At 66.5% G+C, this 25,796-nt stretch carries 24 protein-coding genes; 10 read left to right on the top strand and 14 right to left on the bottom strand.

Annotation, left to right across the window (positions count from 1 at the left end):
* Positions 1–34 precede the first annotated feature (34 nt).
* The 10 genes from AWR35_RS10170 to truA form a co-directional block, all read right to left on the bottom strand.
* The gene (locus AWR35_RS10170) at positions 35–538 is read right to left on the bottom strand and encodes a L,D-transpeptidase (protein WP_231723600.1); all 504 of its coding nucleotides are present in this window, start codon (positions 536–538) and stop codon (positions 35–37) included.
* 157 nt (positions 539–695) lie between these two features.
* Positions 696–2,231: an amidophosphoribosyltransferase gene (gene purF / locus AWR35_RS10165; RefSeq protein ID WP_058575849.1), complete on the bottom strand. Its 1,536-nt coding sequence runs from the start codon at positions 2,229–2,231 to the stop codon at positions 696–698.
* A 183-nt stretch (positions 2,232–2,414) separates the two neighbouring features.
* Positions 2,415–2,903 (bottom strand): CvpA family protein, encoded by a 489-nt coding sequence (locus AWR35_RS10160; RefSeq protein WP_058575848.1) that lies wholly within the window; start codon positions 2,901–2,903, stop codon positions 2,415–2,417.
* A 55-nt stretch (positions 2,904–2,958) separates the two neighbouring features.
* Complete coding sequence (locus AWR35_RS10155; RefSeq protein ID WP_058575847.1) at positions 2,959–3,717, bottom strand: SPOR domain-containing protein; 759 nt, start codon at positions 3,715–3,717, stop codon at positions 2,959–2,961.
* Between the two features lie 32 nt (positions 3,718–3,749).
* The gene (locus AWR35_RS10150; RefSeq protein WP_058575846.1) at positions 3,750–5,042 is read right to left on the bottom strand and encodes a folylpolyglutamate synthase/dihydrofolate synthase family protein; all 1,293 of its coding nucleotides are present in this window, start codon (positions 5,040–5,042) and stop codon (positions 3,750–3,752) included.
* Positions 5,043–5,085: 43 nt separating this feature from the next.
* Entirely contained in the window at positions 5,086–5,970 is an 885-nt protein-coding gene (accD, locus tag AWR35_RS10145; RefSeq protein ID WP_058575845.1) for an acetyl-CoA carboxylase, carboxyltransferase subunit beta, read from the bottom strand.
* 85 nt (positions 5,971–6,055) lie between these two features.
* On the bottom strand, positions 6,056–6,871 hold the full coding sequence (gene trpA / locus AWR35_RS10140) for a tryptophan synthase subunit alpha (protein ID WP_156413996.1): 816 nt from the start codon (positions 6,869–6,871) through the stop codon (positions 6,056–6,058).
* A 29-nt stretch (positions 6,872–6,900) separates the two neighbouring features.
* Entirely contained in the window at positions 6,901–8,130 is a 1,230-nt protein-coding gene (gene trpB / locus AWR35_RS10135; RefSeq protein ID WP_058575843.1) for a tryptophan synthase subunit beta, read from the bottom strand.
* Positions 8,102–8,764 carry a phosphoribosylanthranilate isomerase gene (locus AWR35_RS10130; protein WP_058575883.1) on the bottom strand — a complete coding sequence of 221 codons (663 nt, stop codon included), beginning with the start codon at positions 8,762–8,764 and terminating at the stop codon, positions 8,102–8,104. The genes trpB and AWR35_RS10130 overlap by 29 nt, the downstream gene beginning before the upstream one ends.
* Positions 8,765–8,846: 82 nt before the next feature.
* Positions 8,847–9,635, bottom strand: a complete 789-nt coding sequence (gene truA / locus AWR35_RS10125) for a tRNA pseudouridine(38-40) synthase TruA (protein ID WP_058575842.1) — start codon at positions 9,633–9,635, stop codon at positions 8,847–8,849.
* Between the two features lie 408 nt (positions 9,636–10,043).
* Here truA and AWR35_RS10120 point away from each other — a divergent pair, with 408 nt between their 5' ends.
* From AWR35_RS10120 to AWR35_RS10105, 4 genes are all read left to right on the top strand, one after another.
* A complete protein-coding gene (locus AWR35_RS10120; protein WP_231723597.1) occupies positions 10,044–11,567 on the top strand; it encodes a TolC family protein in 1,524 nt (507 codons plus the stop codon).
* 70 nt (positions 11,568–11,637) lie between these two features.
* Positions 11,638–12,780, top strand: a complete 1,143-nt coding sequence (locus AWR35_RS10115) for an efflux RND transporter periplasmic adaptor subunit (protein WP_058575840.1) — start codon at positions 11,638–11,640, stop codon at positions 12,778–12,780.
* 2 nt (positions 12,781–12,782) lie between these two features.
* Positions 12,783–16,094, top strand: a complete 3,312-nt coding sequence (locus tag AWR35_RS10110) for an efflux RND transporter permease subunit (protein ID WP_058575839.1) — start codon at positions 12,783–12,785, stop codon at positions 16,092–16,094.
* Between the two features lie 102 nt (positions 16,095–16,196).
* Positions 16,197–16,895 carry a cupin domain-containing protein gene (locus AWR35_RS10105; protein WP_058575838.1) on the top strand — a complete coding sequence of 233 codons (699 nt, stop codon included), beginning with the start codon at positions 16,197–16,199 and terminating at the stop codon, positions 16,893–16,895.
* A gap of 9 nt (positions 16,896–16,904) precedes the next feature.
* On the opposite strand, the gene AWR35_RS10100 is transcribed toward AWR35_RS10105, so the two are convergent.
* The 4 genes from AWR35_RS10100 to AWR35_RS10085 form a co-directional block, all read right to left on the bottom strand.
* A complete protein-coding gene (locus AWR35_RS10100; protein WP_197408202.1) occupies positions 16,905–17,501 on the bottom strand; it encodes an ABC-type transport auxiliary lipoprotein family protein in 597 nt (198 codons plus the stop codon).
* Between the two features lie 98 nt (positions 17,502–17,599).
* Positions 17,600–18,571, bottom strand: a complete 972-nt coding sequence (locus tag AWR35_RS10095) for an MlaD family protein (RefSeq protein WP_058575836.1) — start codon at positions 18,569–18,571, stop codon at positions 17,600–17,602.
* A gap of 9 nt (positions 18,572–18,580) precedes the next feature.
* Complete coding sequence (locus AWR35_RS10090) at positions 18,581–19,366, bottom strand: ATP-binding cassette domain-containing protein (protein ID WP_058575835.1); 786 nt, start codon at positions 19,364–19,366, stop codon at positions 18,581–18,583.
* Between the two features lies 1 nt (position 19,367).
* A complete protein-coding gene (locus AWR35_RS10085; protein ID WP_058575834.1) occupies positions 19,368–20,534 on the bottom strand; it encodes an ABC transporter permease in 1,167 nt (388 codons plus the stop codon).
* Positions 20,535–20,708: 174 nt separating this feature from the next.
* Between AWR35_RS10085 and rluB the strand changes: the two genes are divergently transcribed.
* From rluB to AWR35_RS10055, 6 genes are all read left to right on the top strand, one after another.
* A complete protein-coding gene (rluB, locus tag AWR35_RS10080; RefSeq protein WP_066185139.1) occupies positions 20,709–21,668 on the top strand; it encodes a 23S rRNA pseudouridine(2605) synthase RluB in 960 nt (319 codons plus the stop codon).
* 61 nt (positions 21,669–21,729) lie between these two features.
* Positions 21,730–22,293, top strand: a complete 564-nt coding sequence (locus AWR35_RS10075) for a YqgE/AlgH family protein (protein WP_058575833.1) — start codon at positions 21,730–21,732, stop codon at positions 22,291–22,293.
* Positions 22,293–22,808: a Holliday junction resolvase RuvX gene (gene ruvX / locus AWR35_RS10070; RefSeq protein WP_058575832.1), complete on the top strand. Its 516-nt coding sequence runs from the start codon at positions 22,293–22,295 to the stop codon at positions 22,806–22,808. Before AWR35_RS10075 ends, ruvX begins: the two co-directional genes overlap by 1 nt.
* Before the next feature lie 40 nt (positions 22,809–22,848).
* Positions 22,849–23,370, top strand: coding sequence for a bifunctional pyr operon transcriptional regulator/uracil phosphoribosyltransferase PyrR (pyrR, locus tag AWR35_RS10065; protein ID WP_058575831.1), 522 nt, complete (start codon positions 22,849–22,851; stop codon positions 23,368–23,370).
* Positions 23,371–23,375: 5 nt separating this feature from the next.
* Entirely contained in the window at positions 23,376–24,389 is a 1,014-nt protein-coding gene (locus tag AWR35_RS10060) for an aspartate carbamoyltransferase catalytic subunit (protein WP_058575830.1), read from the top strand.
* Positions 24,386–25,756 carry a dihydroorotase gene (locus AWR35_RS10055; RefSeq protein WP_082664066.1) on the top strand — a complete coding sequence of 457 codons (1,371 nt, stop codon included), beginning with the start codon at positions 24,386–24,388 and terminating at the stop codon, positions 25,754–25,756. Before AWR35_RS10060 ends, AWR35_RS10055 begins: the two co-directional genes overlap by 4 nt.
* The last annotated feature ends 40 nt before the right edge of the window (positions 25,757–25,796 follow it).

The raw sequence follows: 25,796 nt of genomic DNA, 5'->3' as shown, positions 1-25,796 counted from the left end.
GCAAACGATCTGAAAACGGGTGGACCGGAGTCCGTTATTCGATGATGTCGACCAGCGCACCGACCTCGACGCGGTCGAACAGCGCGATCACGTCGGCATTGGTCATGCGCACGCAGCCGTGCGAGGCCGGCCGGCCGATACGGCCCTCTTCCGGCGTGCCGTGGATGTAGATGTATCGGCGCTTGGAGTCGACGTCGCCCCCCTGGTTGACCCCCGGCTCGAGGCCGGCAAGCCACAGGATCCGGGTGGTGACGTCGTCGCGGGCGGCGCGTTCGTCCGGCCCGGTGAGGATTTCGGCCCGTTCCCCGGTCGGCCGGCGACCGCGGAAGATCATGCCCATGGGGGCATCGGCACCGATCTTCTCGTCGACTCGATGAAGCCCCAGCGGGGTCTGCAGGCTGCCTTCCCGGTTGCCGGTCCCCTTCTCCGCTGTCGAGACCGGGTATTCGCCGACGAAGTCGCCATCCTCGAACAGGTAGAGACGCTGGCTTCTGACATCCACGACCAGTGCCTGGGCGTCCGGCCGCCGGTCGAACATCTCGGCCGCCGAACGTTGCACACGCTCCGGTAGGGTCATGCGGTCCTCTGCACTGCCTTCGGGATCAAACGATTCATCGGCTGTCGCGGCGACCGACCGGCCACCCGACCACCCCGCCAACAGCGCCAGGCTGCCGGCGAAAAGCGACCGCCGCCGTCTATTGATCATTGTAAAGGCCGACCGAGACGATATCCCGAGAACGGCGCGAGGCGCCGGCCGCGCCGTTTGCCTTGTCCCGTTCGGTGTCGGCCCGGTTGCTGGCCAGGTTGTCCAGGTAGGCGGTGTCGATGTCGTTGGTGACGTAGTCGCCGGTGAAGCAGGAGCAGTCGAACTCGGACAGGGTTGAGTTGCCGAGGCGCACCGCTTCCTTGAGGTCCTCGAGATCCTGGTAGATCAGGTCGTCGGCACCGATGGCATCACGAATCTGCTCGACGTCGCGATCGTGGGCCACGAACTCGTTCGCCGCGGGCATGTCGATGCCGTAGACGTTCGGATAGCGCACCGCCGGGGCGGCCGATGCCATGAAGACCTTCTTCGCGCCGGCCTCGCGCGCCATGCGGATGATTTCGCTCGAGGTGGTGCCGCGAACGATCGAGTCGTCGACCAGCAGGACGTTCTTGCCGCGGAACTCGAGATCGATCGCATTGAGCTTCTGGCGCACCGAGCGCTTGCGCTTGGCCTGGCCCGGCATGATGAAGGTTCGCGCGATGTAGCGGTTCTTGACGAAGCCCTCGCGGTACTTGAGGTTGAGATTGACCGCGATCTCCAGCGCGGCGGTGCGGCTGGTGTCGGGGATCGGGATCACGACGTCGATGTCGTGGTGCGCCCAGTCGCGCTGGATCTTCTCGGCCAGCATCTCGCCCATGCGCATGCGCGCCCGGTAGACGGACACGTCGTCGATGATCGAGTCCGGGCGCGCCAGGTAGACGTATTCGAAGATGCAGCTCGAGTAGGACGGGTTGTCCGCGCACTGGCGCAGCGTGACCTCGCCCTCGCGGGAGATGAAGATCGCCTCGCCCGGGGCCAGATCGCGCACCAGCTCGAACTCGCCCGCCTCGATGGCAACCGACTCCGAGGCGATCATGTATTCCGTGCCGTGTTCGGTCTCGCGCTTGCCGTAGCACACCGGGCGGATGCCGCGCGGGTCGCGGAAGGCGAACACGCCCTCGCCAGCGATCAGCCCGATCACCGCGTAGGCGCCGCGAGCCCGGCGATGCACGTTGGTGATTGCCGAGAACACGTCGTCGGCCGTCGGCCGGGCATCGGCAATGGCGGCGAGCTCGTGAGCGAAGACGTTGAGCAGGACTTCCGAGTCGGAGTTGGTGTTCAGATGCCGACGATCCTCGGCCACCACCGCGGCGCGCAGCTCGTCGACGTTGGTGAGGTTGCCGTTGTGACCCATGGCGATGCCGAACGGGGCATTCACGTAGAACGGCTGGGCTTCGGCCGAGGAGTCACAGCCGGCCGTCGGATAACGGACGTGACCGATGCCCATGTTGCCCATCAGCTGGCGCATGTGACGGGTATGAAAGACGTCCTTGACCAGACCGTTTTCCTTGCGGAGAAAAAGCCGTTCCTCGTCGGAGGTCAGGATGCCCGCCGCATCCTGACCGCGGTGCTGAAGAACGGTCAGCCCGTCATACAGCGCCTGATTGACCGGCGATTTCGCCACCATCCCAATAATGCCGCACATGCGTCAAACCACCTCGGTACTTAACCGTGCAAAAACGTCAGAAGGCCTCGGCCCGGCGGCTCCCTGCCAGATGCCGAAACGGCTACGCCGGGCCGGTCCACGAACCGGCCCGGCGTCTATCGGGTCACCCCGATGCGGCGCATGATCCGGCACGCCGCCTGAAAAGTCGAGAGTCGTCCTGCTTCACCACTGGACGTTGCTAGCCACGTCGGCCGGCAGGACGGCGAGCAGCCATTCGGCCACCACCTGGAAGTGCGGTATCAGCATCGATGCCCGCCACCACTCTTCCTGTGGCAGGGCCGTGAAACCGCCCAGGAGCAGCAGTCCGGCCACGATCAACACCCCGCGCAACAGGCCAAAGACCATACCCACCGAGCGATCGGTGCCCGACAGGCCGGTGGTCTCCACCAGCTTCGAGATTGCCCAGTTGATGATCCCGCCGAGGATCAGGACGATCACGAACAACGCCACAAAGGCGATCGCCACGCGCGCCGAGGGGATGTCGACCGCCTCCGGCACCAGCACGGACGCCGTCTGCGAAAACCCCAACGCAATGCCGAAGGCCGCCAACCACGTGATCAGGGAGATCACTTCCTTGATGAAGCCACGCACCAGCGCGATCGCGGTCGATATAAGGACGATCGCCAGCAGTATCCAGTCCACCAGCGTCATGCCGATCCCCCTGTCGTCCGTTTCGTGCTGCGCGGCGGCGTGAACGAGTCGCGCATCATTTGGTCATTACCAGACCGTCACGACCGATACGCTGCCGCAACCGGTCGGTGGCCTCCCCGGCCTGCTCGCGGGTGGCGTACGGACCGACCCGCACCCGCCAGACCGTGCCCTGCTCCGAGAACAGCGGCGTGACGAACACGTCGAACCCGGACGATTCCACCGAGGCGGCCAGCGCCCTGGCATTGCGCTCGTCGGAAAAGCTGCCGAGTTGCACGACGAACTCGCCATCCGAGGCACTTTCCGGCAATGCGGCATCGGCCTCTGCCGGCTCGTTCTCGACGGTACCTTCGGCGGCAGCCGATTCCTCGGCCGCCGGCGCGGTCTCGCTTTCGTTCACCCTTTGCTCTTCGTCCGCGGACTCGGGTGCAACCGGCGCCTCCATGTCGGCATCGCCTGAGGGCTTAGCCGTCGGCTCGTGCGTTGCCGGCCCGGCATCCTCGTCTACGGACGCCGCGGGCGCCGTATCGTCCTCGGCCGCGGAACGGGCCTCGATGGGTGTCTGGTCGGGAAACAGCGATTGGGGCGGATCGGAAAGCGGCTCGCCGCTATCGCCGGGCGGCTGCGGGATCTCGATGCGCTCGGCGCCTTCCACCTCGGGTTTGTCCGGGACCGACTGAACGCGCAGGCTGTCAATACCACTGCCGTCGAGCCACAGCGGCAAAAGCAGCACCGCCAGGGCCACCACGACCGACGCGCCCACCAGCCGCTGGCGAAAGCGCGATTCGGTCCAGTTAGATTCGGTTTGCTCTGCCACGGCACCCCCTTGTCGACTCGGCCAGGACGCCGTCAGGCGTCCGCAATCTCGTTTCCGCTCAACCGGGCCCGCAACGGACCGACAACGTGAAAGGAGCCGAACACCACGAGCTCGTCCTCGTCCCCGGCCTCCGTCAGCGCGGCATTATACGCACCCAGCAGGTCGGCTTCACGCCGCACCGATCGAATGCCGGCTCCGGTCAGCGCCGATTCGATCCGACCGATATCGGCCGCTCGCGGTTCCGTCAACGGCGCGATCCACCAGCTATCGATCACCTCGGCCAGGGGCCGCACCACGGCCTCGATCGGCTTGTCCGCCAGTGCGGAGAATACGGCCAGTCGGCGTCCCCTTGCCGGTCGTGACGCCAGCACCTCGGCAAGCGCCGTGGCCGCCTCGGCATTATGGGCCACATCGAACCAGACCACCCGCTCCCCATCGCGACGACACTCCAAACGACCGGCTAGCTCCACCTGGGAGAGACCGGTCGCCACCGCCGCATCCGGCACCGCGAGCGGGCTGCGCGGGTGTTGCAGCAACGCAACGACGCCCGCGGCATTGAGCCGCTGGTGCCGTCCCGACAGCGCCGGACCCGGCAGCGGGCTCGGGCGACCGGCTCGCACCAGCTGCCACCCTTCCGCAGTGCTGTCGGATTCGACCGCCCGAAGCTCGTAATCGCGCCCCAGGCACCACAAATCGGCCCCGAGGCGTTGGGCCGTCTCCACGACCGAGCCCACCGGTTCGGGATCGGCATACACAGTTGGCTGCCCTGCCCGGAGAATGCCGGCCTTCTCTCGTCCGATCGCCTCACGGCTGTCGCCCAACCAGGCCTGGTGATCCAGTCCGATCGACGTAATCAGCGCAAGATCGGCATCCAGCGCGTTGACGGCATCCAGCCGACCGCCCAGGCCGACTTCCAGCACCCAGACGTCAAGCCCGGCCTCCTCGAAGACGAGAAACGCAGCCAGGGTGAGCCATTCGAAATAGGTCAGGGCATCGCTGTCAGGGTGGGACTCGATGCGCTCGAAGGCATCGATCAGCGCGGCCCCGCCGACTTCCCGGCCGTCGATCAGAAATCGCTCGCGGACATCCTCGAGATGCGGCGAGGTATAGCTGCCGACCCGGTACCCGGCCGCCTGGCAGATGGCCGAAGCCATCATCACGCTCGAGCCCTTGCCGTTGGTACCTGCCACGCTGATCACGCAAGCCGAGGGCGTGCCGCCGAGCAGATCCGCGGCAATTCGGCGCGTGCGCTCGACTCCCGGCTCGATCCGATTCGGATCTCGAGCCAGCAACTGATCGAGCCAGTCTGAAATCGATCGGTTCAACGGCTGCCCCTCGACACGCCGGACCGTTGGCGTTCAGCTGGCGTCACGACGCCGTTTTCGCGTCCTTCTTGGGCAGATCCTTCTTCTGCAGGTTCGCCACCAGCAGCGCGATCGTCTGCGGTAGCTCGTCGCGGGCGACGATCATGTCGATCGCGCCATGCTCGAGCAGGAATTCACTGCGCTGGAAGCCCTCGGGCAGGGTTTCGCGCACGGTCTGCTCGATCACGCGCGGGCCGGCAAAGCCGATCAGGGCATTGGGCTCGGCGATCTGCACGTCGCCCAGCATCGCCAGCGAGGCCGAAACGCCTCCCATGGTCGGGTCGGTCAGCACCACGATGAACGGCAGCTGCTTGTTCGACAGCCGCGTGAGTGCCGCCGAGGTCTTGGCCATCTGCATCAGGGAGAACAGCGCCTCCTGCATGCGTGCCCCGCCCGAGGCGGTGAAGCAGACCAGCGCGCAGCGGTTCTGGATGGCCGCCTCGACCGCGCGCACGAATTTCTCGCCGACGACCGAGCCCATCGAACCGCCCATGAAAGCGAAGTTGAAGGCGGCGGTGATCACCGGGACACCATCGACCTGGCCACGCATCACCACCAGCGCATCGTTCTCGCCGGTCTTCTTCTGGCTGGCGTTGATGCGGTCGCGGTATTTCTTCTGGTCGCGGAACTTGAGCATGTCGACCGGCGCCACCTCGGCGAACAGCTCCTCGCGGCCGCGCGCGTCGAGGAAGGCATCCAGCCGTTCGCGCACGCCGATGCGCATGTGGTGGCCGCACTTGGGGCAAACCTCGAGGTTACGCCGCAGCTCTTCGCGGTAGAGCACCGCATCACACCCGGCGCACTTCACCCACAACCCCTCGGGCACACCCCGCTTGCCGGTGCTTTCGGTTCGGATGCGTGAAGGAATCAGCTTGTCGAGCCAGCTCATGGTCCAGTCTCCCGGGATATGTCTGCCGCCATGCGAGTCGCGGCGCTTTTGTCTGTTCGCTATTCGTCCGTGGTTCGCTTGACCGTCACGAACGGGCGGATTCGATGCTCCGACGCATGCCGGCAACAAAATCGCGCACATCGTCGAGTACTGCGGCGTTTACGCCGCCTTCGGCCTCGGCACGCTCGTTGATCAGCCTGACGATGGCACTGCCCACGATCACGGCGTCTGCCACGGCACCGACCCGGCCGGCGGTATCCGCATCGCGAATGCCGAAGCCGACGCCCACGGGCAGCTCACAGGTCTCGCGAATGCGGGCGAGCTGGTCGCCCAGCGCATCCGTGTCCAGGTTTGCCGCGCCGGTGACGCCCTTGAGTGAAACGTAGTAGACGAAGCCCGAGCCCTTTGAGGCAACCGCCTGCGTGCGCTCGCCCCGCGTGGTGGGGGCCAGCAGGAAGATGCTGTCGAGACCGGGCCCGCGCAGCGCGCCGGCCAGCTCGTCCGCTTCCTCGGGTGGCAGGTCCACGGTCAGCACCCCATCGACACCGGCCTCGGCGGCACGTGCCGCGAAGTCGGCCACGCCAATCGCCTCGATCGGGTTCTGGTACCCCATCAGGATGACCGGCGTTTCGCCGTCCTTCCGGCGGAATTCGGCCACCAGATCGAGTACGCCGCGCAGACCGAGCCCGGACCGCAGAGCGCGCTCGTGTGCCGCCTGGATGACCGGACCGTCGGCCATGGGGTCGGAGAACGGCACCCCCACCTCGATCACATCCGCGCCGCCTTCGGCCAGGGCGTGCATCAGCTCGAGCGTGGCCTCGGGGCTCGGGTCGCCCGCGGTGATGTAGGGAATCAGGGCGGCACGGTTTTCGGCGGCAAGCCGTTGGAAAAGCGGTGCCAGACGGCTGCCCGGCTGCTTGCTGGTGTCGCTCACAGTTCGATCCCCTCGAGTCGTGCCACGGTGTTGATGTCCTTGTCGCCCCGGCCGGACAGGTTGACCAGGATGCGCTGACCGCCGCGCGCCTCGGCGAGCACGCGAGCATGCGCCACCGCATGGGACGATTCCAGCGCCGGAATGATGCCCTCGCAGCGCATCATGTCGTGGAATGCTTCCATCGCCTGCTCGTCGGTGATCGCGGCGTACTCGACTCGGCCGATATCCTTGAGCCAGGCGTGCTCCGGCCCGACGCCGGGGTAGTCGAGACCCGCCGAGATCGAGTGCGTGCCGATGATCTGGCCGTTCTCGTCCTCCATCAGGTAGGTGCGGTTGCCGTGCAGGACGCCCGGGCGCCCGGCGGTCAGCGGCGCGGCGTGACGGCCGGTCTCGACGCCCTCGCCACCGGCCTCGGAGCCGTGCAGTTCGACCGATTCGTCGGCGAGGAATTCGTGGAAGATGCCGATGGCATTCGAACCGCCGCCGACGCAGGCGACCACCTGGTCCGGCAGCTCGCCGGTCTTTTCCAGCATCTGCTCGCGTGCCTCGCGACCGATCACGGACTGGAAGTCGCGCACCATCTGCGGGTACGGGTGCGGGCCGGCGACGGTGCCGATGATGTAGAAGGTGTCGTCAACATTGGTCACCCAGTCGCGCATCGCCTCGTTGAGCGCGTCCTTCAGGGTGCGGGTACCTGAATCGACAGGCACCACCTTCGCGCCGAGCAGACGCATGCGGAAGACGTTGGGTGCCTGGCGCTGGATATCGTCGGCGCCCATGTAGACCACGCATTCGATGCCCAAGCGCGCGGCGACCGTCGCGGTGGCCACGCCATGCTGGCCGGCACCGGTCTCGGCGATGATGCGGGTCTTGCCCATGCGCTTGGCCAGCAATGCCTGGCCCAGCGCGTTGTTGATCTTGTGCGCGCCGGTGTGGTTGAGATCTTCACGCTTGAGCCAGATTTCCGCGCCGTACAGCTCGGAGAGTCGCTTGGCGTGGTAGAGCGCCGACGGCCGACCGACGTAGTCGCGCAGGTCGGTCTCGAATTCCTCGAGAAAGCCGGGATCGTTGCGGTACTTGGCGTACGCGGCGGTCAGCTCCTCGATCGGCTCCATCAGGGTCTCGGCCACGTAGCGGCCACCATAGTCCCCGAAGCGACCGCGGACGTCCGGGAAGGTCCCGTAATCGACCGGCGTGTCAGTCACCTTGTTGTTGGTCTCGGGCATGCCCTACCCCTCGAATGAATGCATTGATTTTGTCCGCCGACTTGAGCCCCGGCGCATCGTCCTCGACGCCACTGGAAACGTCCACGGCATACGGCGCCAGGCTCTCGATCGCCTCGGCGACGTTCTCCGGCGACAGCCCCCCGGCCAGGATCCACGGTCGACGCGCGTTGGCGGCTTGTCGCGGCCAGCGGTTCCAGTCGAAGGTATGCCCCGTGCCGCCCAGGCCGCTCACCGCATGGCTGTCCAGCAGAAACCCCCGGGCCGTGTAATGGTCCTGCATCACCCGCTCGCGCCCCTCGTCGTCCAGTTCGGCACTGACCGCCTTGATGTAGGGGCGGCCGAACTGACGGCAGAACCGGCCGCTTTCACTGCCATGGAACTGCAGCATGTCCGGTCCGACCTGGTCGACGACCGTCTCGACCCAGTCGACGCTCGGATCCGAGAACAGCGCCACGCTCTGCACGAACGCCGGAACGCGGGCGACCAGGTCACGGGCGGTCTCCACCGTGATCGAGCGGCGACTGGCCGGCACGAACACAAAGCCGAGCGCATCGGCGCCGGCAGCGACGGCGGTCTGGAGATCGGTCAAGCGGGTGATGCCGCAGATCTTGACCCGAGTACGGCTGGTGTTCACCTGGGTGAGGGCCCTCGCGGTATATGGAATTCGGGCGGGGAATACTAGCAGGATTCCCGCCGGGCCTCGAATGGCGGCGCCGTCAGTCGATCTGCTCGAACAGCGGGCGGCGCGGGTGGGTCGGCAGGTCGAATTCGAGCGGATACTCCACGCCCGTGAGATACAGCCCGTCGGCCGGTGCGGTAATGCCGGCCGCTTCGCGATCCCGCTCCCCAAGTGCGTCGACCACCCATTCCACCGGCCGCTCGCCGGTACCCACGGCAAACAGACTGCCGACGATATTGCGCACCATGTGGTGCAGAAACGCATTCGCGCGCACGTCGAAGAACAGGTAATCCCCCTGGCGCGTGATGCGGATCATTTCGACCGTCCGTACCGGCGAGTGGGCCTGGCAGTCCTTGCCGCGGAAACTGGAAAAGTCATGTTCGCCCAGCAACAGGTCCGCGGCCGCCTGCATGCGCGCCTCGTCCAGCGGACGATACCACCAGCTGAGTCGCCCGGCGGCGATCGCCGGCCGGGTGGAGCGGTTGATCAGGCAGTAGCGGTACTCGCGCGCCGTGGCGGAAAAGCGTGCGTGGAAGGTCTCGTCGACCGACCGCACCCACAGCACGGTGATGTCGCGCGGTAGATGCTGCATGGTGCCCATCTGCCAACCGTAGAGCGGCCGTTCCGCGGTGACATCGAGATGCACCACCTGGTTGGTCGCATGCACCCCGCGATCGGTACGCCCGGCACAGACCACCTCGACCGGCGCGTCGGCCACCCGACCGATCGCCTTCTCCAGGCGTGCCTGGACGGAATCGCAGTGCGACTGGCGTTGCCAGCCGTGATAACGCCCGCCGTCGTATTCGATGCCCATGGCCAGCCGCATTGCCGCCCTCTCCCCGATCAAACGAAGCGCGATGATAACGCGTCCATCCACCTGCCGGGCAGACATGGCGGACACGCCGTGTGTCGAGCCGGCCCGGCGTCTCCGGCATTCATCAGCGTTTCAGCATCAACTGATGCGCAAACGGCTTCGCAATGCCCGTGCTAGTCTCCGTTGCGATAAGAACGGCAAAGCGAATACAAGGCCTTTGCCGGACGGAATTGGTTTTATATATTAGCGTTTTCTGATATTGTTCGCGGCATTGTCCGCCCGGCCCGTTCGGCTTGCCGGGCCGACCCAATCACCGCAGACACCCGAAGAAGGACAGGCAGCATGGTGCGCAACCAGCAAACTCGCGGGCAGACTCCATCCATCGCGGCCGGACTGGCGATGCCCTGCCGCCGGATCCGCATGCCGATCGCCGCGGGCATCGCCCTGCTGGCCGCCACGCCATTGGCCGGCTGGGCGGCAAGTGGCGATACGCAACCCACGTTCACCAGCGCCTCGGCCGACGCGGCCGCCACTGGGGGACCGGAAGCTGCAGCCAGTCTCGATCTCTCGTTTTCGGAGGCGGTCGAACGCACCCTGAGTCAGAACGCGGCCATGGACCTGTCCCAGGCCCGGATCGACGAGGCGCGTGCGGCAATCGAACAGGCCAACGGCAACCTGCTGCCCACCCTTGACCTCTCCTTCGGCGTCATGGCCTCGAACAATCCGCTCAATGTCTTCGGCATGAAGCTGCAGCAGGAGCAGGCCAGCTTCAACGACTTCGGCGCCGGCGAGTTTTTCGAAGCGGCCGGGCCAACTTTCGCCAACCTGCCGACGGCGCTAGAAACCGAGCCGGACAACCTCAACGATCCCGGCTGGCACCAGAACATCCAGACCTCGCTGAAGCTGTCGGTACCCATCTACAACGGCGGCAAGATCCGCGAGATGCGCACCCAGGCCCAGGCGCTGCTGCAGGCCGCCCAGGCCGGCGACGAGGCCGCGCGTCAGCAACTGGTCCTGCACACCATCGAGGCCTACGCGGGGATCAACACCGCCGAGGCCTTCGTCGAGGTCGCCCAGCAGGCACACGAAGCGGCGGGCTCCTACCGTGACCTGTCGCAGAAGCTCTTCGACGAAGGCGTGGTCACCAAGGCGGATCTGCTCAAGGCCAAGGTCAACCTGGGCGAACGCGAACTCGATCTGGAAAACGCCCGCAATCAGGCGGATAACGCCGCCGATGGACTCAAGGTGCTGACCGGCATCGACACGGCGCGCGGCATCGACCTGTCCGAGACCATCGACGTCACGCTACCGGAGACCGACCTGGACGAAGCGCGCCAGCGGGCCCTGGCCAACAATCCGCGCATTGCGGCGCTGCGCGGTCGGGTATCGGCTGCACGCGCCGAGGTGGATGTCGCCCGCGCCGACTACAAGCCGCACGTCAACCTGATGGCCCAGCAGGACTTCAACAACGAGTCGGTCGGACTGGAGAACGACAGCTACACGGTCGGCGGTCAGCTGACCTGGCGCATCTTCGATTTCGGCGCCCGCTCGGGGAAGGTCGATCGCGCCCAGGCGAAGGTCAACGCCAGCCTGGCCGAGCGCCAGCAGGCCCTGAACAAGCTCATCAGCCAGGTCGGCAAGGTCTGGCGCGAAGCCAACATGGCAGAAAAGCGGGTCGAAGTGCGCCGGCTGGCGATCGACCAGAGCGAGGAAGCGGTGCGGCTGGAGACCCTGCGCTACCAGCAGGGTCTGGCGACGATGACCGAACTCCTCGCCGCGCAGACCGAACTCGACAATGCCCGCGCCGAGCTGATTCGCGCCCACTTCCAGCGCACCATGCAGCGTGCCGCGCTGTGGCTGGCACTGGGCGAGCTGGCACCGGAACGTGTCGCCACCGAAAACGGCAACGGCATCCGTGAGGCACTGGCAAGCAGCGAATACTGACCGCCGCGGCCGAACCGGCCTTCGCAAACTTTTTTCTATCGCGATCCGTACTGAGCGAGAACCCTTGATCATGAATCACGCGACTCATTCGTCCCTGACCTTCGCCAACGCCCTCCGGCTGGCCACCCCGCTCTTCGCGGCCCTGCTCTCTCTCGGTCTGGCCGGCTGCGGTGGCGAGGAAGTCGAACAGCATGCCGCGGCAGGCGCGGGGACCAAGGTCCAGGGTGACTGGATCACCGTCGATGCCAGCAAGGTCGACGACACCGCGCTGTTTCCCGGCACGGTGATCGCAAGCGATCGCTCCCCGATCGCCTCGCGCATGATGGGCTACGTCCGCGAAATCAATGTGCGCGAAGGCGAAGCGGTGGAGAAGGACGACGTTCTGCTCACCATCGACCAGAGCGACGTCACCAGCCAGATCCGCCAGGCCGAGGCCGCCCTGGCCAAGGCACGCTCGGGGCTCGCCAACGCCCGCAGCAACTACGAACGCTTCAAGCGTCTGTACGAGGAAAACGCGGTCCCCAAGCAGCAGTTCGAGCAGATGCGCACCGCCTACGAGGTCGCCCAGGGTGACTTCAACGCCGCCCAGGCGGCGGTCGAGCAGGCCCAGTCGCAGGTCAGTTACGCCCAGATCCGCGCGCCGTTCGCCGGTACGATCGTCCAGCGCATGGCCGATCCCGGTCAGCTGGCCACACCGGGCCAGCCGCTGCTGATGCTGATGGGGAGCGGCGACCGCGAGATCCAGGTCGAGGTGGACGACCAGGCCTACGCCAAGCTCGACGAGGGCGACTCCATCGAAGTGGGCTACCGGCAGGCCGATGGCACCGCGGCAAGTTTCCAGGCCGAAGTGTTGCGACTGGTGGGCGCAGCCGATCCGATCACGCGGACCCACACCGTCAAGCTGAGCGTCCCGGCCGACGTACCGCTTTCGCCGGGCAACTACGTCACCGTCAACGTGGTTATCGACCAGAAGCCGGCTGTCACCGTTCCGGCGAGCGCGATTCAGGACCGCGCCGGCATGCAGGGCGTATTCGTACTGGACGCCGACGATCGAGCCCGCTTCCGCCTGGTACGCATCGGCCAGGAGCGCGGCGACGAGGTAGTGATCCTGGCCGGCCTGCGCGACGGTGATCGTGTCGTCGTCAGCGCCCGGGACCACCTGGCCAACGGCGTGACCGTAACCCGCAACGCCAACGACGAGGGTGGCGCCTGATCATGAGTCAGTCGACGAATCCGAAGCAGCCGAAACTGAACCTCGCCGGGCGGCTCGCGAACAGCTTCCTGTATTCGAAGATCACCGCACTGATCATGATCGCCATCACCCTGTTCGGGCTGATGGCGGTGCTGATCACCCCGCGCCTGTACAACCCGGAGATCGTCGTTCCGGGGGCACAGATCTTCGTCCAGCGACCGGGCAACTCGGCCACCCAGATACAGGACCAGGTGGTCAAGCCGCTCGAGGCGCTGATGGCCCGCCTCAAGGGGGTCGACCACACCTACGGCGTGGCCATGGACGACATGGGCGTGGTCACCGTCCAGTTCGAGGTCGGCAGCGACGAGGAATCGAGCCTGCTGCTTCTCTACAACGAGATCTCGCGCAACATCGACCGCCTGCCGCCCAATACCAGCATGCCGCTGGTCAAGAGCATCGGCATCACCGACGTGCCGATCATGGGGATCACCTTGAGCTCGGAGGCGCTCGACAGCACGCAACTGCGTGAGGTCGGACAGCGCCTGCTCGAGCAGTTGCAGAACGTCCCCAACGTCGGGGCAAGCGACGTGATCGGCGGGCACCGCCGCGTGCTTTCCGTGAATGTCGACCCGCAGCGCCTGGCCGCCACCGGCGTGTCGATGACGCAACTGAGCCAGATGCTCAAGGGCGCGAACGTCGTCCTGCCGGGTGGCACCATCACCCACGACAACCGAGAATTCCGCCTGCGCACCGACGCCGCCTTCGAGGGACCGAAAGATCTCGAGAACCTGGTCATCGGCCAGCACAACCAGCGCCCGATCTACCTGAGCCAGGTGGCCGAGATCGGCTATGCGCCCGAGGAGAACCACCAGTTCACCACGCATGCCTTCGGCCCGGCCAACACCCAGGGCGAAGCCGCCGGTGACCCGACCGCCTCGGTGACTGTCACCATCGGCAAGCGCGCCGGGGCCAACGCGGTCACCGTCGCCGCGGCGGTCAAGGACAAGCTCGAGGTGATCGAACGCGAACTGCTCCCCGAGCAGGTCGACATGACCATCACCCGCGACTACGGCGATCGTGCCGACGATGCGGTCAACACGCTCATCGAGCACCTCGGTGTCGCGGTGCTGGTGGTGCTGATCATCCTGTTCTTCTTCCTCGGCTGGCGCGAGGCGCTGATCGTCACCCTGACCGTGCCGCTGACCCTGTTCGTGGTCCTTGGCGTGGGCTGGATCTTCGGTCAGACGATCAACCGGATCTCGCTGTTCGGCCTGATCCTGTCGCTCGGCCTGCTGGTGGATGCCGCGATCGTGGTGATCGAGAACATCCACCGCCACCTGCACGAGGGCAAGGAGCCGTCGTTCGCCGATCTGCTGGTGCGGGCGACCAACGAGGTCGGCAACCCGACCAACATCGCCACCCTGGCGGTCATTCTCGCCTTCGTGCCGATGGCGTTCGTCTCGGGGATGATGGGGCCGTTCATGCTCCCGATCCCGATCAACGTCTCGGTGGCCATGATCGCCTCGCTGGTGCTGGCCTACATCATCGTGCCGTGGACCGCCTATCGCTGGCTGAGCTCCAAGGCGCGCAAGGCACTGGCCAAGCGCGACACCCTCGAGGGCGACCCGCACCACGAGGACTGGCTGATGCGCAACTACAAGCGCGTCGCCAAGCCGCTGCTGGGCTCGCGCGGCTTCTCGCTGGCGTTCCTCCTGTTCGTGCTCGGCCTGATGATCGCCTCGATGCTGATGCCGGCCTGGCAGTTCATCCGCGACTCGGGCATGAACGGGCCGCTTTCGCCGGCCGGCGTCAGCCTGAAGATGCTGCCCGAAGGCAACGTCAATACCTTCCTGCTCGAGGTGAACACCCCCGAGGGCACGGCCGCCGAACGCACCGCACTGGTCGCCGATGCCGTCGGCCGGGTCGTGGCGCAGAACCAGTACGTCACCGACTATCAGACCTACGTCGGTCGCACCGGCCCGCTAACCTTCGCCGGCATGGTGCGTGGCGACATGATGCGCCAGGCGCCCAACATGGCGCAGATTCGCGTCAACATCGTCGACCGTCACCACCGCCCGGTAACCAGTGACGTGGCGACGGAGATGTGGGAGCAACTCGAGCCGGTGCGCGAGCGCTACGCGGATGCCGGCATCAAGCTGTTCCTCACCCCTCCGGGTCCGCCCGTGCAGGCACAGGTGCTCGCCCGCATCCACGGCCCGGACTACGAGACGCTGCGCGAGATCGCCACCAAGGTGCGCACACGCTTCGAGGACGTCTACGGCATGATCAACATCGACGACTCGATCACGGCTGACGCCCCGGAATACCGCATCGACGTCAACCAGACCAAGGCACTGCAATCCGGTGTCGCACCGGCTCAGATCGCCAAGGTCGTGCACGAGTACGTCAGCGGCCAGACCCTGGGCACGGTGCACGGCACGAACTCCTCCGAGCCGGTGAACATCGTGCTCAAGCTCGATCAGGCCAACCGCGCCTGGATCCGCCAGATCCGCGACCTCACCGTGACCAACCAGCAGGGAACGGCAGTCAAGATCGGCGATCTGGTGGAGATCGAAGAGGGAACGGTCACCAAGCCGATCATGGACCGCGACCAGCACCCGATGGTAACGGTCCAGGGCGACCTACTCGGCTCGAGCCCGGTCTACGCCACCCTGACGCTCAACAAGTGGCTGGACGAGATGCAGTTGGGCGAGAACGTCACCATCACGACGGGCAACCTCGGCTTCGTCGACACGCAGCCGGACGACCTGGAGGGGTACGAACTCCTGTGGGGTGGCGACATGCGCCTGACGCTGGACGTGTTCCGTGACCTGGGTGCCGCATTCATCGTCGCGCTGGTGTTCATCTACCTGCTGCTGGTGGCCTACTACCAGTCGTTCATGCTGCCGGTGATCGTGATGGGCGCGATTCCGCTGACGCTGGTGGGCATCTTCCCGGGCCACTGGCTGTTCGACATGCCCTTCAACGCCACCTCGATGATCGGCTTCATCGCGTTGGCGGGCATCGTGGTGCGCAACTCGCTGCTGCTGATCGACTTCATCCTCGACTACCGCCATCAGGGCTACGGCCTGAAGGAGTCGGTGCTCGAGGCCGGCGCGGTACGCTTCCGCCCGATCCTGCTGACCGCGCTGGCGATCATGTTCGGCTCGGCGATCATGATCACGGACCCGGTCTTCGGCGGGTTGGCCGTCTCGCTGATCTTCGGCACCTTCGCCTCGACCATGCTGACGCTGCTGGTGATCCCGATCATGTACTACTTCTGGCAGCTCGATCAGCAGATCAAGGCCGAGAAGAAAGCTCGCAAGACGGCCTGACCCCGCTAGCGACCGACCGATCGAACCGCGACCCGCCGACATGGCCGGTCGCGGTTTTTTTTGACTACCCTCTGCCTCCCGATCACCACAGCAACCGACACCATGGCCGAACACCCGCTAACACCCCTTCATGCCGATCTGCAGCAGCGTGCCGTGGTCGACACGGCCGCCCTGCCCTGGGTGCAATCCCCGGAGCCGACCGTCGAGCGCAAACTGATCGAACGCGAGGGCGGTGACGGCACCCGGGCAACCAGCCTGGTCCGCTTCGTCCCCGGCGCGTCCTTCCCGGAACACGTCCATCATGGCGGCGAGGAATTCCTGGTGCTTGAAGGGGCGTTCTGCGACGAGACCGGCTGCTTCCCGGCCGGGCACTACGTGCGCAACCCGCCGGGCTCACGCCACCGCCCCAGTGCCCCCGACGGCTGCGTGATCCTGGTCAAGCTCCATCATCTCGACCCGAGGGAAACCGAGCAGATCGTCGTCGATACCCGGAACACCGCCTGGCAGCCGGGGCTGGTCGACGGGCTGGAGGTCATGCCGCTGGGCGGCTTCGAAGGCGAGCACACCGCACTGGTGCGCTGGGCGCCGGGCACCCGGTTCAAGGCACACCATCACTTTGGTGGGGAGGAAATCTTCGTCGTCGACGGCACCTTCGCCGACGAGTACGGGGAGTACCCGGCCGGCACCTGGCTGCGCAACCCGCACTGGAGCCGGCATGCGCCCTATTCCAACACCGGCTGCACCATCTGGGTCAAGACCGGCCACCTGCCGATCCCGGAGAGCTGGTACCGGCAGGACTGACGGGCCGGGTCACTGCCGGTCCGGCTCCCCCACGTCGGCTGCCAGGGCCCGGCCCTGGTCGTTCAGGGCCTGCACGAAATCCGCCACCAGCTGCTGGGCGCCGGCAGCGTAATGCTCGGCATCATTGCGTTCGACCCCGACGGTCTGATCGAACAGCAAGGTATCGATCAGCTGGCGGCCTTCGCTCCGGTACCAGCTGCAGGCCGCCTTGAGGCGCACACGGCCGTCGACATACTCGAGCTGGTGCTCGATCTGCTGGATCTCGCAGTGCAGCGCCAGGTCGGTGGGCACCCTTGCCCCGCCCTGGATGACGTTGCTCACCCAGGGCCGCGCGGAGAGGCTTTCGTCGATGATCTCGTCGAACATGATGGCGGGCGAAGCGACCCAGCGATTGTCCCGGTAATAGGCAAGCGACTGCTGTGTGCGGCTGTAGGCCATGTCGCGCCGATCGATCGCGTTGCTCGCCCGGGTCTCGACCAGACGCACCGTCACGGCGGGGCCGGACACGCCAGGGTCGGTTTCCTCGAGGGCCGGGGCAACCAGTCGCCAGTGCGCCGGCTCACCGTCAGGGGCGGGAAACACGGAGCAGCCGGCGAGAACGACCATCAGCATCGCCGTCGATAAAAACCCGGCAAAACGCGAAACAATTGCCATACGATCAACGTTTTCTGGCCGGTTCCTGAGGTTTCGCTCCAGGATCATACTCATCGTGCTTCCTCGCCGGGCCCCGCAGGGCGTTCGTTGCCACCGATCAGCGCCCGGGAGGGATTCTCGTCGAGCGTCGAGGTGAAGTCGGACAAACGCCGCGAGAGTTCGCGCAGGTCACGGATCAGCAGGCTGATGTCGGGAATGGTCTGCCGCGAGATCTCGCGGGCAGCGTCCTCGCCGGCCTGGCTGAAGCCGACGGTGGCGTCTGCGGCCGTGGCTACCTCGTCGGCGGTCGCCTCGAAGGTATCCATGGCACCCGAAACCTTGACGATCGCCTGGTCGAGCGAGTCGAGTGTCGACTCGGCATGCCCGACCAGCCGTTCGCCCTTCGCCGTCATCTCCGCGGTGTTCTCCACGGTCTGGGCGGCGTTGCGCAGCAGCGAGCGCATCTGGTCGCGCTCCTCGGCCAGGGTGCCGGTGACCTGATCGAGCTGATGGACGGTTCGCTCGATCGCCTCGAGATTCTCCTCGCGCAGAAGCCGGTCGATGCGCTCGCTGACCGCGACCAGCCGCACCATGGTGTCGTTGATGCCACCCTCGAGCTTGGAAAACAGCGAGGGTTCGTAGGGAATCACCGGGCAGCACTCACCCGGTGGTGTCGCGAGCGGCTTGCCCGACCCGCCTCCCTTGAGGTTCAGCACGCTCAGTCCGGTCACGCCCTGGGGCTGCAGCTGGGCGTGGATGTCGTCCCGGATCGGGACGGTTCGGTCGATCAACAGCCGGATGCGGATATTGTCCGGGTTCTCACGATCGATGCGGATGCTGTCGACATAGCCGACGTCCACGCCGTGGTAGTAGACCCGGCTGTCGGAATTGAGGCCCGAGACGCTGTCGGTCGCCAGCACCAGGTAGGTGTTGTACTGGCGATTGCTGCCGCCGCTGTGCAGCCACCAGGCGGTCGCCATGGAGGCGATCACCAGCAGGACCACGAACAGGCCGACGATGCTGTAATTGACCTTCGATTCCATCGCGACGCCTCAATCCTCAGTCGGCAGGCCTGCATGGAGTTTCGCATACTCCGCGGAACGCGACCCGCGAAAGTAGGCCGCCAGCTCGGGTTCGTCGCGACGCGCCAGTTCCGCGGCCGGCGCCATGGCCAGCACCCGTTTTCTGGCCAGGAATGCCACCTGGTCCGATCCGCGCCAGATCGAATCGAGATCATGGGTCGCCTGAATCACGGTCAGACCGAGCGAATCGGTCAGCTCACGCACCAGCGCGTCAAAAGCGGCGGCCGAGATGGGATCAAGCCCCGAGGTGGGCTCGTCGAGAATCAGCAGGCCCGGGTCGAGCGCCAGGGCCCGGGCAAGCGCTGCGCGCTTGACCATGCCCCCCGAGAGCGCGGCGGGGTACTTGCCGGCGCTGTCGGCCGGCAGCCCGGCCATCAGCACCTTGCTCATCGCAAGCTCCTTGAGCCAGGCCCCGCGCAGGCGGGTATGCTCCTGCAACGGCAGCATGACGTTCTCCAGCACGGTCAGCGCGGTGAACAGGGCCCCGCCCTGGAAGAGCATGCCGATGCCCTCGCGCAATTCCCGTCGACGCCGCTCACCGCAGCGGCCCGCATCGACACCGAAGAGCTCCACCGAGCCCGCGTCCGGCTCATGCAGCATCGCAAGCGTGCGAAGCAACACGGTCTTGCCACTGCCGGAGCCGCCCACCAGCGCGGTGATCCGCCCACTGGGCAACGCGAGATCGAGCCCGTCATGCACGCACTCGCTGCCGAAACAGTTGCGGATACCGCTCAGGGAGGCCGTCGTTTCGCTCACCTCAATACCCCAGCAGGTTGTACAGGACGGAAAACAGGGCGTCGATGACGATGACCAGGAAGGTCGCCTGCACCACACTGATCGTGGTCGCCCGCCCCACGGCCAGTGCACTGCCGGCCACCCGCATGCCCTGCATGCAGCCGATCAGGGCGATGACGATGGCGAATACCGGCATCTTGATCAGACCGAGCATCAGGGTGGTGAGATCCACCACCTCGGGCAGGCGATCGAAATACACCGCGAAGCTCACCTCGAAACGATAGGCGGCGACTACCGACCCGCCAAGCAGTCCCATCAGGTTGGCGAATACGGCCAGCAACGGCATAACCAGAATGAGGGCGATGACCTTAGGCAGGATCAGGATGTCGAAAGGCGGAATGCCGATCGCGCGCAGGGCGTCGATCTCCTCGGTGATGCGCATGGTGCCCAACTGGGCGGTGTACGAGGAGCCCGTGCGCCCGGCGACGATGATCGCGGTCAGAAGCGGCCCCATCTCGCGCAGGGTGATGATGCCGACCAGGTTGACGATCAACACGTTGGCGCCGTAATCCTGCAGCGTCGCACCCGCCTGGTACGCCATCACCATGCCCACCAGGAACGAGAGCAGGCCGACGATGCCGAGCGCACGCAGTCCGGCGGCCTCGATCTCGGCGACCACTTCTCGCCAGCGGATGCGCCACGGCACGAGCAGCAGACGCCCGCCGCGGCTCACCAGCTCGCCGATAAAGCCGAGAAAGGCATTTCCCTCCACCAGCTTGTCCACGGTCGCCCGTCCGAGTCGGGCCAGCGCCCCTTCGCGCTTCGCGCTCGGCAGATGCATGTCGGGCAAACGGGACTTCAGCAGCGCGATCAGCTTGTGCTGCGACTCGGGCAGGCTCGTCATGTCCACTCGCCAGCCGCCCTCTTCCCAGCGCGCCACCTGTCGGGCGATGGCCAGGGCACCGGCACTGTCGAGTACCGACGCCCGGCCGACGAGTTGCAGCGTCCCCGGCGATACTGCCGGGTCCACCGCACGCGGCAGGGTCTCGGTCAAGTGAGCCAGCACCCATGCCCCGCCCAGCGTCATCGTCGCCCGCCCCGGCGACGAATCCTCGAGCCGCATGTGAGGCGGGGTGCCTTGCTGGTCGAATGCGTCGATCGCGTCGTGCCTCGCTCGGTTGGTCGCCATCCGGTGCCCGCTTGCCGGGACAGACTGCTCCAAGCGTAGGATCATGGCCGAGCTGAGTCCACACCGCGGCTGAACACGAGCCGGCATCGGGCTGCCGGCCTGTTAGAATGCTCGGCCATTTTTCGACGCGTCGTCCACAAGTGACCGGACGGCGAGTTCTGCGGAGGAGACCCCATGGAAAAACAACGCTTGCAGAAGATTCTGGCGGCCATGGGACTGGGCTCGCGCCGCAAGATCGAGAACTGGATCGCCGAAGGCCAGGTCCGCGTCAACGGGCGTGTCGCCACTCTCGGCGACCAGGCGGGCCCAGGCGACACCATCGAGGTGGGCGACAAGCGCGTGCAGGTGCCCGAGGTGCGTCCGGTACGGCGCGTGCTGGCCTATCACAAGCCCGAGGGCCAGATCACCGCCAACCACGACCCGGAAGGCCGCCCCACGGTTGCCGAGAACCTGCCGCCGATCCGCGAAGGCCGCTGGATCACGGTCGGTCGGCTGGACTTCAACACCAGCGGCCTGTTGCTGGTGACCAACGACGGCGAGCTGGCCAACCGCCTGATGCATCCCAGTTACGGCATCGAGCGCACCTACGCCGTTCGGGTGCTGGGTGGTCTTGACGACGAGCAGCAGAAACAGCTCGTCGAGGGCGTGACGCTCGAGGACGGCGTCGCCCAGTTCACCCGGCTGGCCGATGCCGGCGGTCAAGGTGCGAACCACTGGTATCACGTCACCCTGCACGAAGGCCGCAATCGCGAGGTGCGCCGCATGATCGAGGCGGTCGGCGGCCAGGTCTCGCGCCTGATCCGGATCAGCTACGCCGGCGTGGCCCTGCCCCCGCGACTGCGGCCGGGCAAGGTCCAGGAACTGGAACCGGCGATCGAAGGGGCACTGGCGGAACTCGTCGGCCTCAAGCCGGAAACCCGACACAAGACCCTCGGCCGCCACGAGGCCCGTCGCGCCCACAAGCCGTTCAAGGCCGGCAAATCGGTCCGCGACTCCAAACGCCCGGCTCGAGGACGAAAACAGCGCGAGGCGCCGAAGGGTCACTCGCTCAAGCGCGAAACCACCGTCAAGCCGGCCCGCTCTCGCCGCAAGGCCGGCGCCGGGCCGAATCGGCGCCGTGGCCCGCGTGGCTGACATGCCCCGAGGCCCGGCGAGGCTTGAAGGCCGTCTGCCCGCCATCAATACTGGGAAGACCATGCAAGAACACAGCTCGCTGACCAACCAGCTCCTGATCGCCATGCCCAACCTGGAGGATCCCAACTTCAGCCGGAGCGTGACGTACATCTGCGAGGACAACGAGGACGGCGTGATGGGCATCACCATCAACCGACCGCTCGAACTCGACCTGGGCGACATCCTCGACCACATGCAGATCACCTGCACCGACCCGGAGATCCGAGCGCGGCCGGTCTACATGGGAGGACCGATCGACCTGGAGCGCGGCTTCGTGCTGCACGCCCCGCACGGGGGGTGGGATTCCACGCTGGAGGTCACCGACCGCATCGGCCTGACCACCTCCAAGGACATCCTCCAGGCCCTGGCCGACGGCGCGGGACCGCAGAACGTCATCGTCGCTCTCGGTTACTCCGGCTGGAGCCGCGAGCAGATGGACCGCGAAATGGCGGAGAACAGCTGGCTCAACGTCGAGGCGACCGAGGAAATCCTGTTCCAGCAGCCGGTCGAGCAGCGATGGACCACGGCCGCCGAGGAGCTCGGCATCGACATCAACCTGCTCTCCGGCGAAGCCGGACACGCCTGATGACCGACACGGCGCCCCAGAGCCAAGCCCCCTGCCTGGCCCTGGGCTTCGACTACGGCGAGTGGCGCATCGGCATCGCCGTGGGCGACCGGCGCATCGGCAGCGGCCGCCCGCTGACCACCCTGCACAACCGCAACGCCGACCAGATCGACTGGGACGCGATCGAGACACTGGTCGCCGAGTGGCAGCCGGATGCCCTGGTGCTGGGCTGGCCGATCGACGATGCCGGCCGCTGCTACCCGCAGGCTGCCGCCATCCGGCGCTTCGGCAACCGGCTGCGGGTGCGCAGTGGCCTGCCGGTCTACGTGATCGACGAGCGGCTGAGCTCCGAACAGGCGGCCGAACGACTCGGAAAACGGGCGATCGCACGCGACGAAGGGCGAATCGACGCCATGGCCGCCGCCGTGATCCTCGACGGCTTTTTCAGCCAGGACCGACCCCGTCCAATCGAGGACGTGACCAAGACCGAGGTCACGAAGAACCTCGTCGGCACTGCCGCGACCGGACGAGATTGATACAATTCGCCGCCAACCACCTGACCGGGACCCCGCTCCGATGACACCAACCGATCGCCTGCTGCCGGTGAACGAGGCCATCGACCGACTCGAGGCCCAGATCCGCGACTCGCAGCGACGCGGCGAATTCGCCGATCCGCTGATCGTCGGCATTCATACCGGCGGCGTCTGGGTGGCCGACGCCCTGCACCGCGCACTCGAATGCCGCGACCCGCTGGGTCGCCTCAACATCACGTTCTATCGTGATGATTTCCATACCCTCGGCCTGCATCCGCAGGTCAGTCCGTCCGACCTGTCGGTCGACGTCGACGGACGCGATATCATCCTGGTCGACGACGTGCTGTTCACCGGGCGCACCGTGCGCGCGGCGATGAACGAGCTGTTCGACTACGGCCGACCGCGCCGGATCGCTCTCGCCGTGCTCTACCAGCGCGACGGACGCGAACTGCCGATCTGCGCCGACTGGGCGGGCCAGGAAGTCACGCTCGGTCCCGACGAACAGATTCACGTCGACGGGCCGGATCCGATCACCGCCTGTCTGGTTTCGAGCAAGGAGAGCTGAGCACCATGGCCGTGAAATTCGTCCGCCCCAAGATCCCCAAGTTCGCCCCGGACCCCTGGGCGATCCAGTTCGACGAACAGGGCCACCTGCGCCATCTGCTCACCATCGAGGGCCTAGGCCCTCAGTGGATCACGCGCATCCTCGATACCGCCGAGGGGTTCGTTTCGGTCACCGACCGCGAGATCAAGAAGGTGCCGCTGCTGCGTGGACGGACGGTGGTGAACCTGTTCTTCGAATCCTCGACTCGCACGCGGACCACCTTCGAGCTCGCGGCCAAGCGCCTGTCGGCCGACGTGCTCAACCTCAATCTCGCCACATCGGCCACCAAGAAGGGCGAGAGCCTGCTCGACACCCTGCGCAACATCGAGGCGATGCAGGCGGACATGTTCGTCGTCCGCCACGAACAATCCGGTGCCGCGCACTTCATCGCCCGCCACGTCGCCCCGCACGTCTCGGTACTCAATGCCGGCGACGGCTGGCACTCGCATCCGACCCAGGCGCTGCTCGACGCCTTCACCATCCGCCGCCACAAGGGCGACTTCACCCCGTTGCGCGTGGCGATCGTCGGCGACATCCGCCACTCGCGGGTCGCCCGCTCGCAGATGCATGTGCTCAACTCGCTCAATGTCGGCGAACTGCGCGTGATCGCGCCGCGCACCCTGATCCCCACCGACGTCGAGAAGCTCGGCGTGCGGGTGTTCCACGACATGCGCGAGGGCCTGCGCGATGTCGACGTGATCATCATGCTGCGCCTGCAGCGCGAGCGGATGGAGTCCGGCCTGCTGCCGAGCGAAGAGGAGTTCTACCGCCTTTACGGCCTGACGGAGGAGAAACTCGCCTGGGCGAAGGATGACGCGATTGTCATGCACCCGGGGCCGGCGAATCGCGGCGTCGAGATCGAGTCCTCGGTCGCCGATGGACCGCAATCGGTGATCCTCGAACAGGTATCCAACGGCATCGGGGTGCGCATGGCGGTGATGAGCCTGTGCATGAGCGCCAACCGGGGAGACAACACATGAAGGACGCACCGGAAAACCTCGGCCTGGACTACGACCCGGTCCGCCACCCGGAAGGCTGCCGCCCGGGCATCGACTGCGACCACTGGGTGATCCGCGGTGCGCGCCTGCGCGATCCGTCCAACGCGCTCGACACCACCGACGACATCTACCTCTCCAATGGGCGCATCGTCGGCATCGGCGAGGCGCCGGGCGACTGGCCGCGCGATACCGCCGAACACCTCTGCGCCGAAGGCCACTGGCTGATCCCCGGGGTTATCGACGGCTGGGCGCGGCTGCGCGAACCGGGCCTGGAGCACAAGGCCACCATCGCCACCGAGAGCGCGGCGGCCGTCGCCGGCGGAGTGACCACCCTGGTGATGCCGCCTGACACCTCACCGGTACTCGATACCGTCGCCGTTGCCCGCTACATCAAGCGGCGCGCGCAGTTGGCCGGCCGCGCGCGCGTGGTCGCGATCGGCGCGATGACCCAGCAGCTCGAGGGCGAGCTGCTCGCCGAGATGGCCGCCCTCGACGCAGGCGGTTGCGTGGCGATTTCCAACGCACACTACCCCTTCCACGACCTGCGCCTGATGCGCCGCGCCCTGGAATATGCCGCCACCTTCGATCTTCAGGTACTGCTCCAGCCGATGGATCCATCGCTGGCTGCACGCGGCTGCGCCCACGACGGTGCCGTGGCGACCCGGCTCGGGCTGCCGGGCCTGCCGGTCTCGGCCGAAACCGCACCCCTGTCCCAACTGATCGCCATGATCAGCGAGACGGGCGCTCGGGTGCATGTGCCCATGCTCTCCTCGGCAGCCGCGCTGAAGCTGATCGAGCGCGCCAAGGCCGACGGGCTGCCGATCACCGCCGGCGTATCCGCCCACCATCTCTGGCTGACCGAGATGGACACCGATGCGCTCGATCCCAATGCCCACGTGATCCCGCCGCTGCGCACCATGCGCGATCGCGATGCGCTGCGGCGCGGGCTGGCCGAGGGACTGATCGACACCGTGGTCTCCGATCACCAGCCACACGAGCCCGACGCCAAGCTCGCCCCCTTCCCGGAGACGGACCCCGGAATCTCGGGCCTCGAGACCCTCCTGCCGCTGGCACTGAAACTGGTCGAGGAAGACGTGATCGGATTCGACCGCGCGATCGATGCGCTGGCAACCCGTCCGGCGGCACTGTTCGGCCTGAGCGACGCCGGCTCGATCGCCATCGGCCAGCGAGCGGACCTCGCGCTGGTCGACCCGGATGCGATGTGGAGCCTGGACTCGTCCGGCATGGCGAGTGCCGGTGACAACACGCCGTTCGTCGGCTGGGACTTCGCGCACCGCGTCGAGGCGACCTGGGTCAATGGCCGACGGGTGTTCCAGCGCGAGGCGTAACCGGGAGTTACGCCACCAGCGACGACGCCCCGATCACCCG

The organism is Guyparkeria sp. WRN-7, from assembly GCF_001641825.1.
Classification (GTDB): Bacteria; Pseudomonadota; Gammaproteobacteria; order Halothiobacillales; family Halothiobacillaceae; genus Guyparkeria.
The sequence above is the reverse complement of the archived record's forward strand: the minus strand, read 5'-3'. Positions and strand labels throughout refer to the sequence as shown.

Coding starts and splice junctions, on each gene's coding strand:
- AWR35_RS10115 (WP_058575840.1), top strand. CDS start 11,638: ATGAATCACGCGACTCATTCGTCCCTGACCTTCGCCAACGCCCTCCGG.
- AWR35_RS10170 (WP_231723600.1), bottom strand. CDS start 538: ATGTTCGACCGGCGGCCGGACGCCCAGGCACTGGTCGTGGATGTCAGA.
- AWR35_RS10095 (WP_058575836.1), bottom strand. CDS start 18,571: ATGGAATCGAAGGTCAATTACAGCATCGTCGGCCTGTTCGTGGTCCTG.
- AWR35_RS10105 (WP_058575838.1), top strand. CDS start 16,197: ATGGCCGAACACCCGCTAACACCCCTTCATGCCGATCTGCAGCAGCGT.
- AWR35_RS10110 (WP_058575839.1), top strand. CDS start 12,783: ATGAGTCAGTCGACGAATCCGAAGCAGCCGAAACTGAACCTCGCCGGG.
- AWR35_RS10160 (WP_058575848.1), bottom strand. CDS start 2,903: ATGACGCTGGTGGACTGGATACTGCTGGCGATCGTCCTTATATCGACC.
- pyrR (WP_058575831.1), top strand. CDS start 22,849: ATGACACCAACCGATCGCCTGCTGCCGGTGAACGAGGCCATCGACCGA.
- purF (WP_058575849.1), bottom strand. CDS start 2,231: ATGTGCGGCATTATTGGGATGGTGGCGAAATCGCCGGTCAATCAGGCG.
- AWR35_RS10060 (WP_058575830.1), top strand. CDS start 23,376: ATGGCCGTGAAATTCGTCCGCCCCAAGATCCCCAAGTTCGCCCCGGAC.
- AWR35_RS10055 (WP_082664066.1), top strand. CDS start 24,386: ATGAAGGACGCACCGGAAAACCTCGGCCTGGACTACGACCCGGTCCGC.
- truA (WP_058575842.1), bottom strand. CDS start 9,635: ATGCGGCTGGCCATGGGCATCGAATACGACGGCGGGCGTTATCACGGC.
- AWR35_RS10075 (WP_058575833.1), top strand. CDS start 21,730: ATGCAAGAACACAGCTCGCTGACCAACCAGCTCCTGATCGCCATGCCC.
- trpB (WP_058575843.1), bottom strand. CDS start 8,130: ATGCCCGAGACCAACAACAAGGTGACTGACACGCCGGTCGATTACGGG.
- accD (WP_058575845.1), bottom strand. CDS start 5,970: ATGAGCTGGCTCGACAAGCTGATTCCTTCACGCATCCGAACCGAAAGC.
- rluB (WP_066185139.1), top strand. CDS start 20,709: ATGGAAAAACAACGCTTGCAGAAGATTCTGGCGGCCATGGGACTGGGC.
- AWR35_RS10120 (WP_231723597.1), top strand. CDS start 10,044: ATGCCGATCGCCGCGGGCATCGCCCTGCTGGCCGCCACGCCATTGGCC.
- AWR35_RS10085 (WP_058575834.1), bottom strand. CDS start 20,534: ATGGCGACCAACCGAGCGAGGCACGACGCGATCGACGCATTCGACCAG.
- AWR35_RS10100 (WP_197408202.1), bottom strand. CDS start 17,501: ATGGTCGTTCTCGCCGGCTGCTCCGTGTTTCCCGCCCCTGACGGTGAG.
- ruvX (WP_058575832.1), top strand. CDS start 22,293: ATGACCGACACGGCGCCCCAGAGCCAAGCCCCCTGCCTGGCCCTGGGC.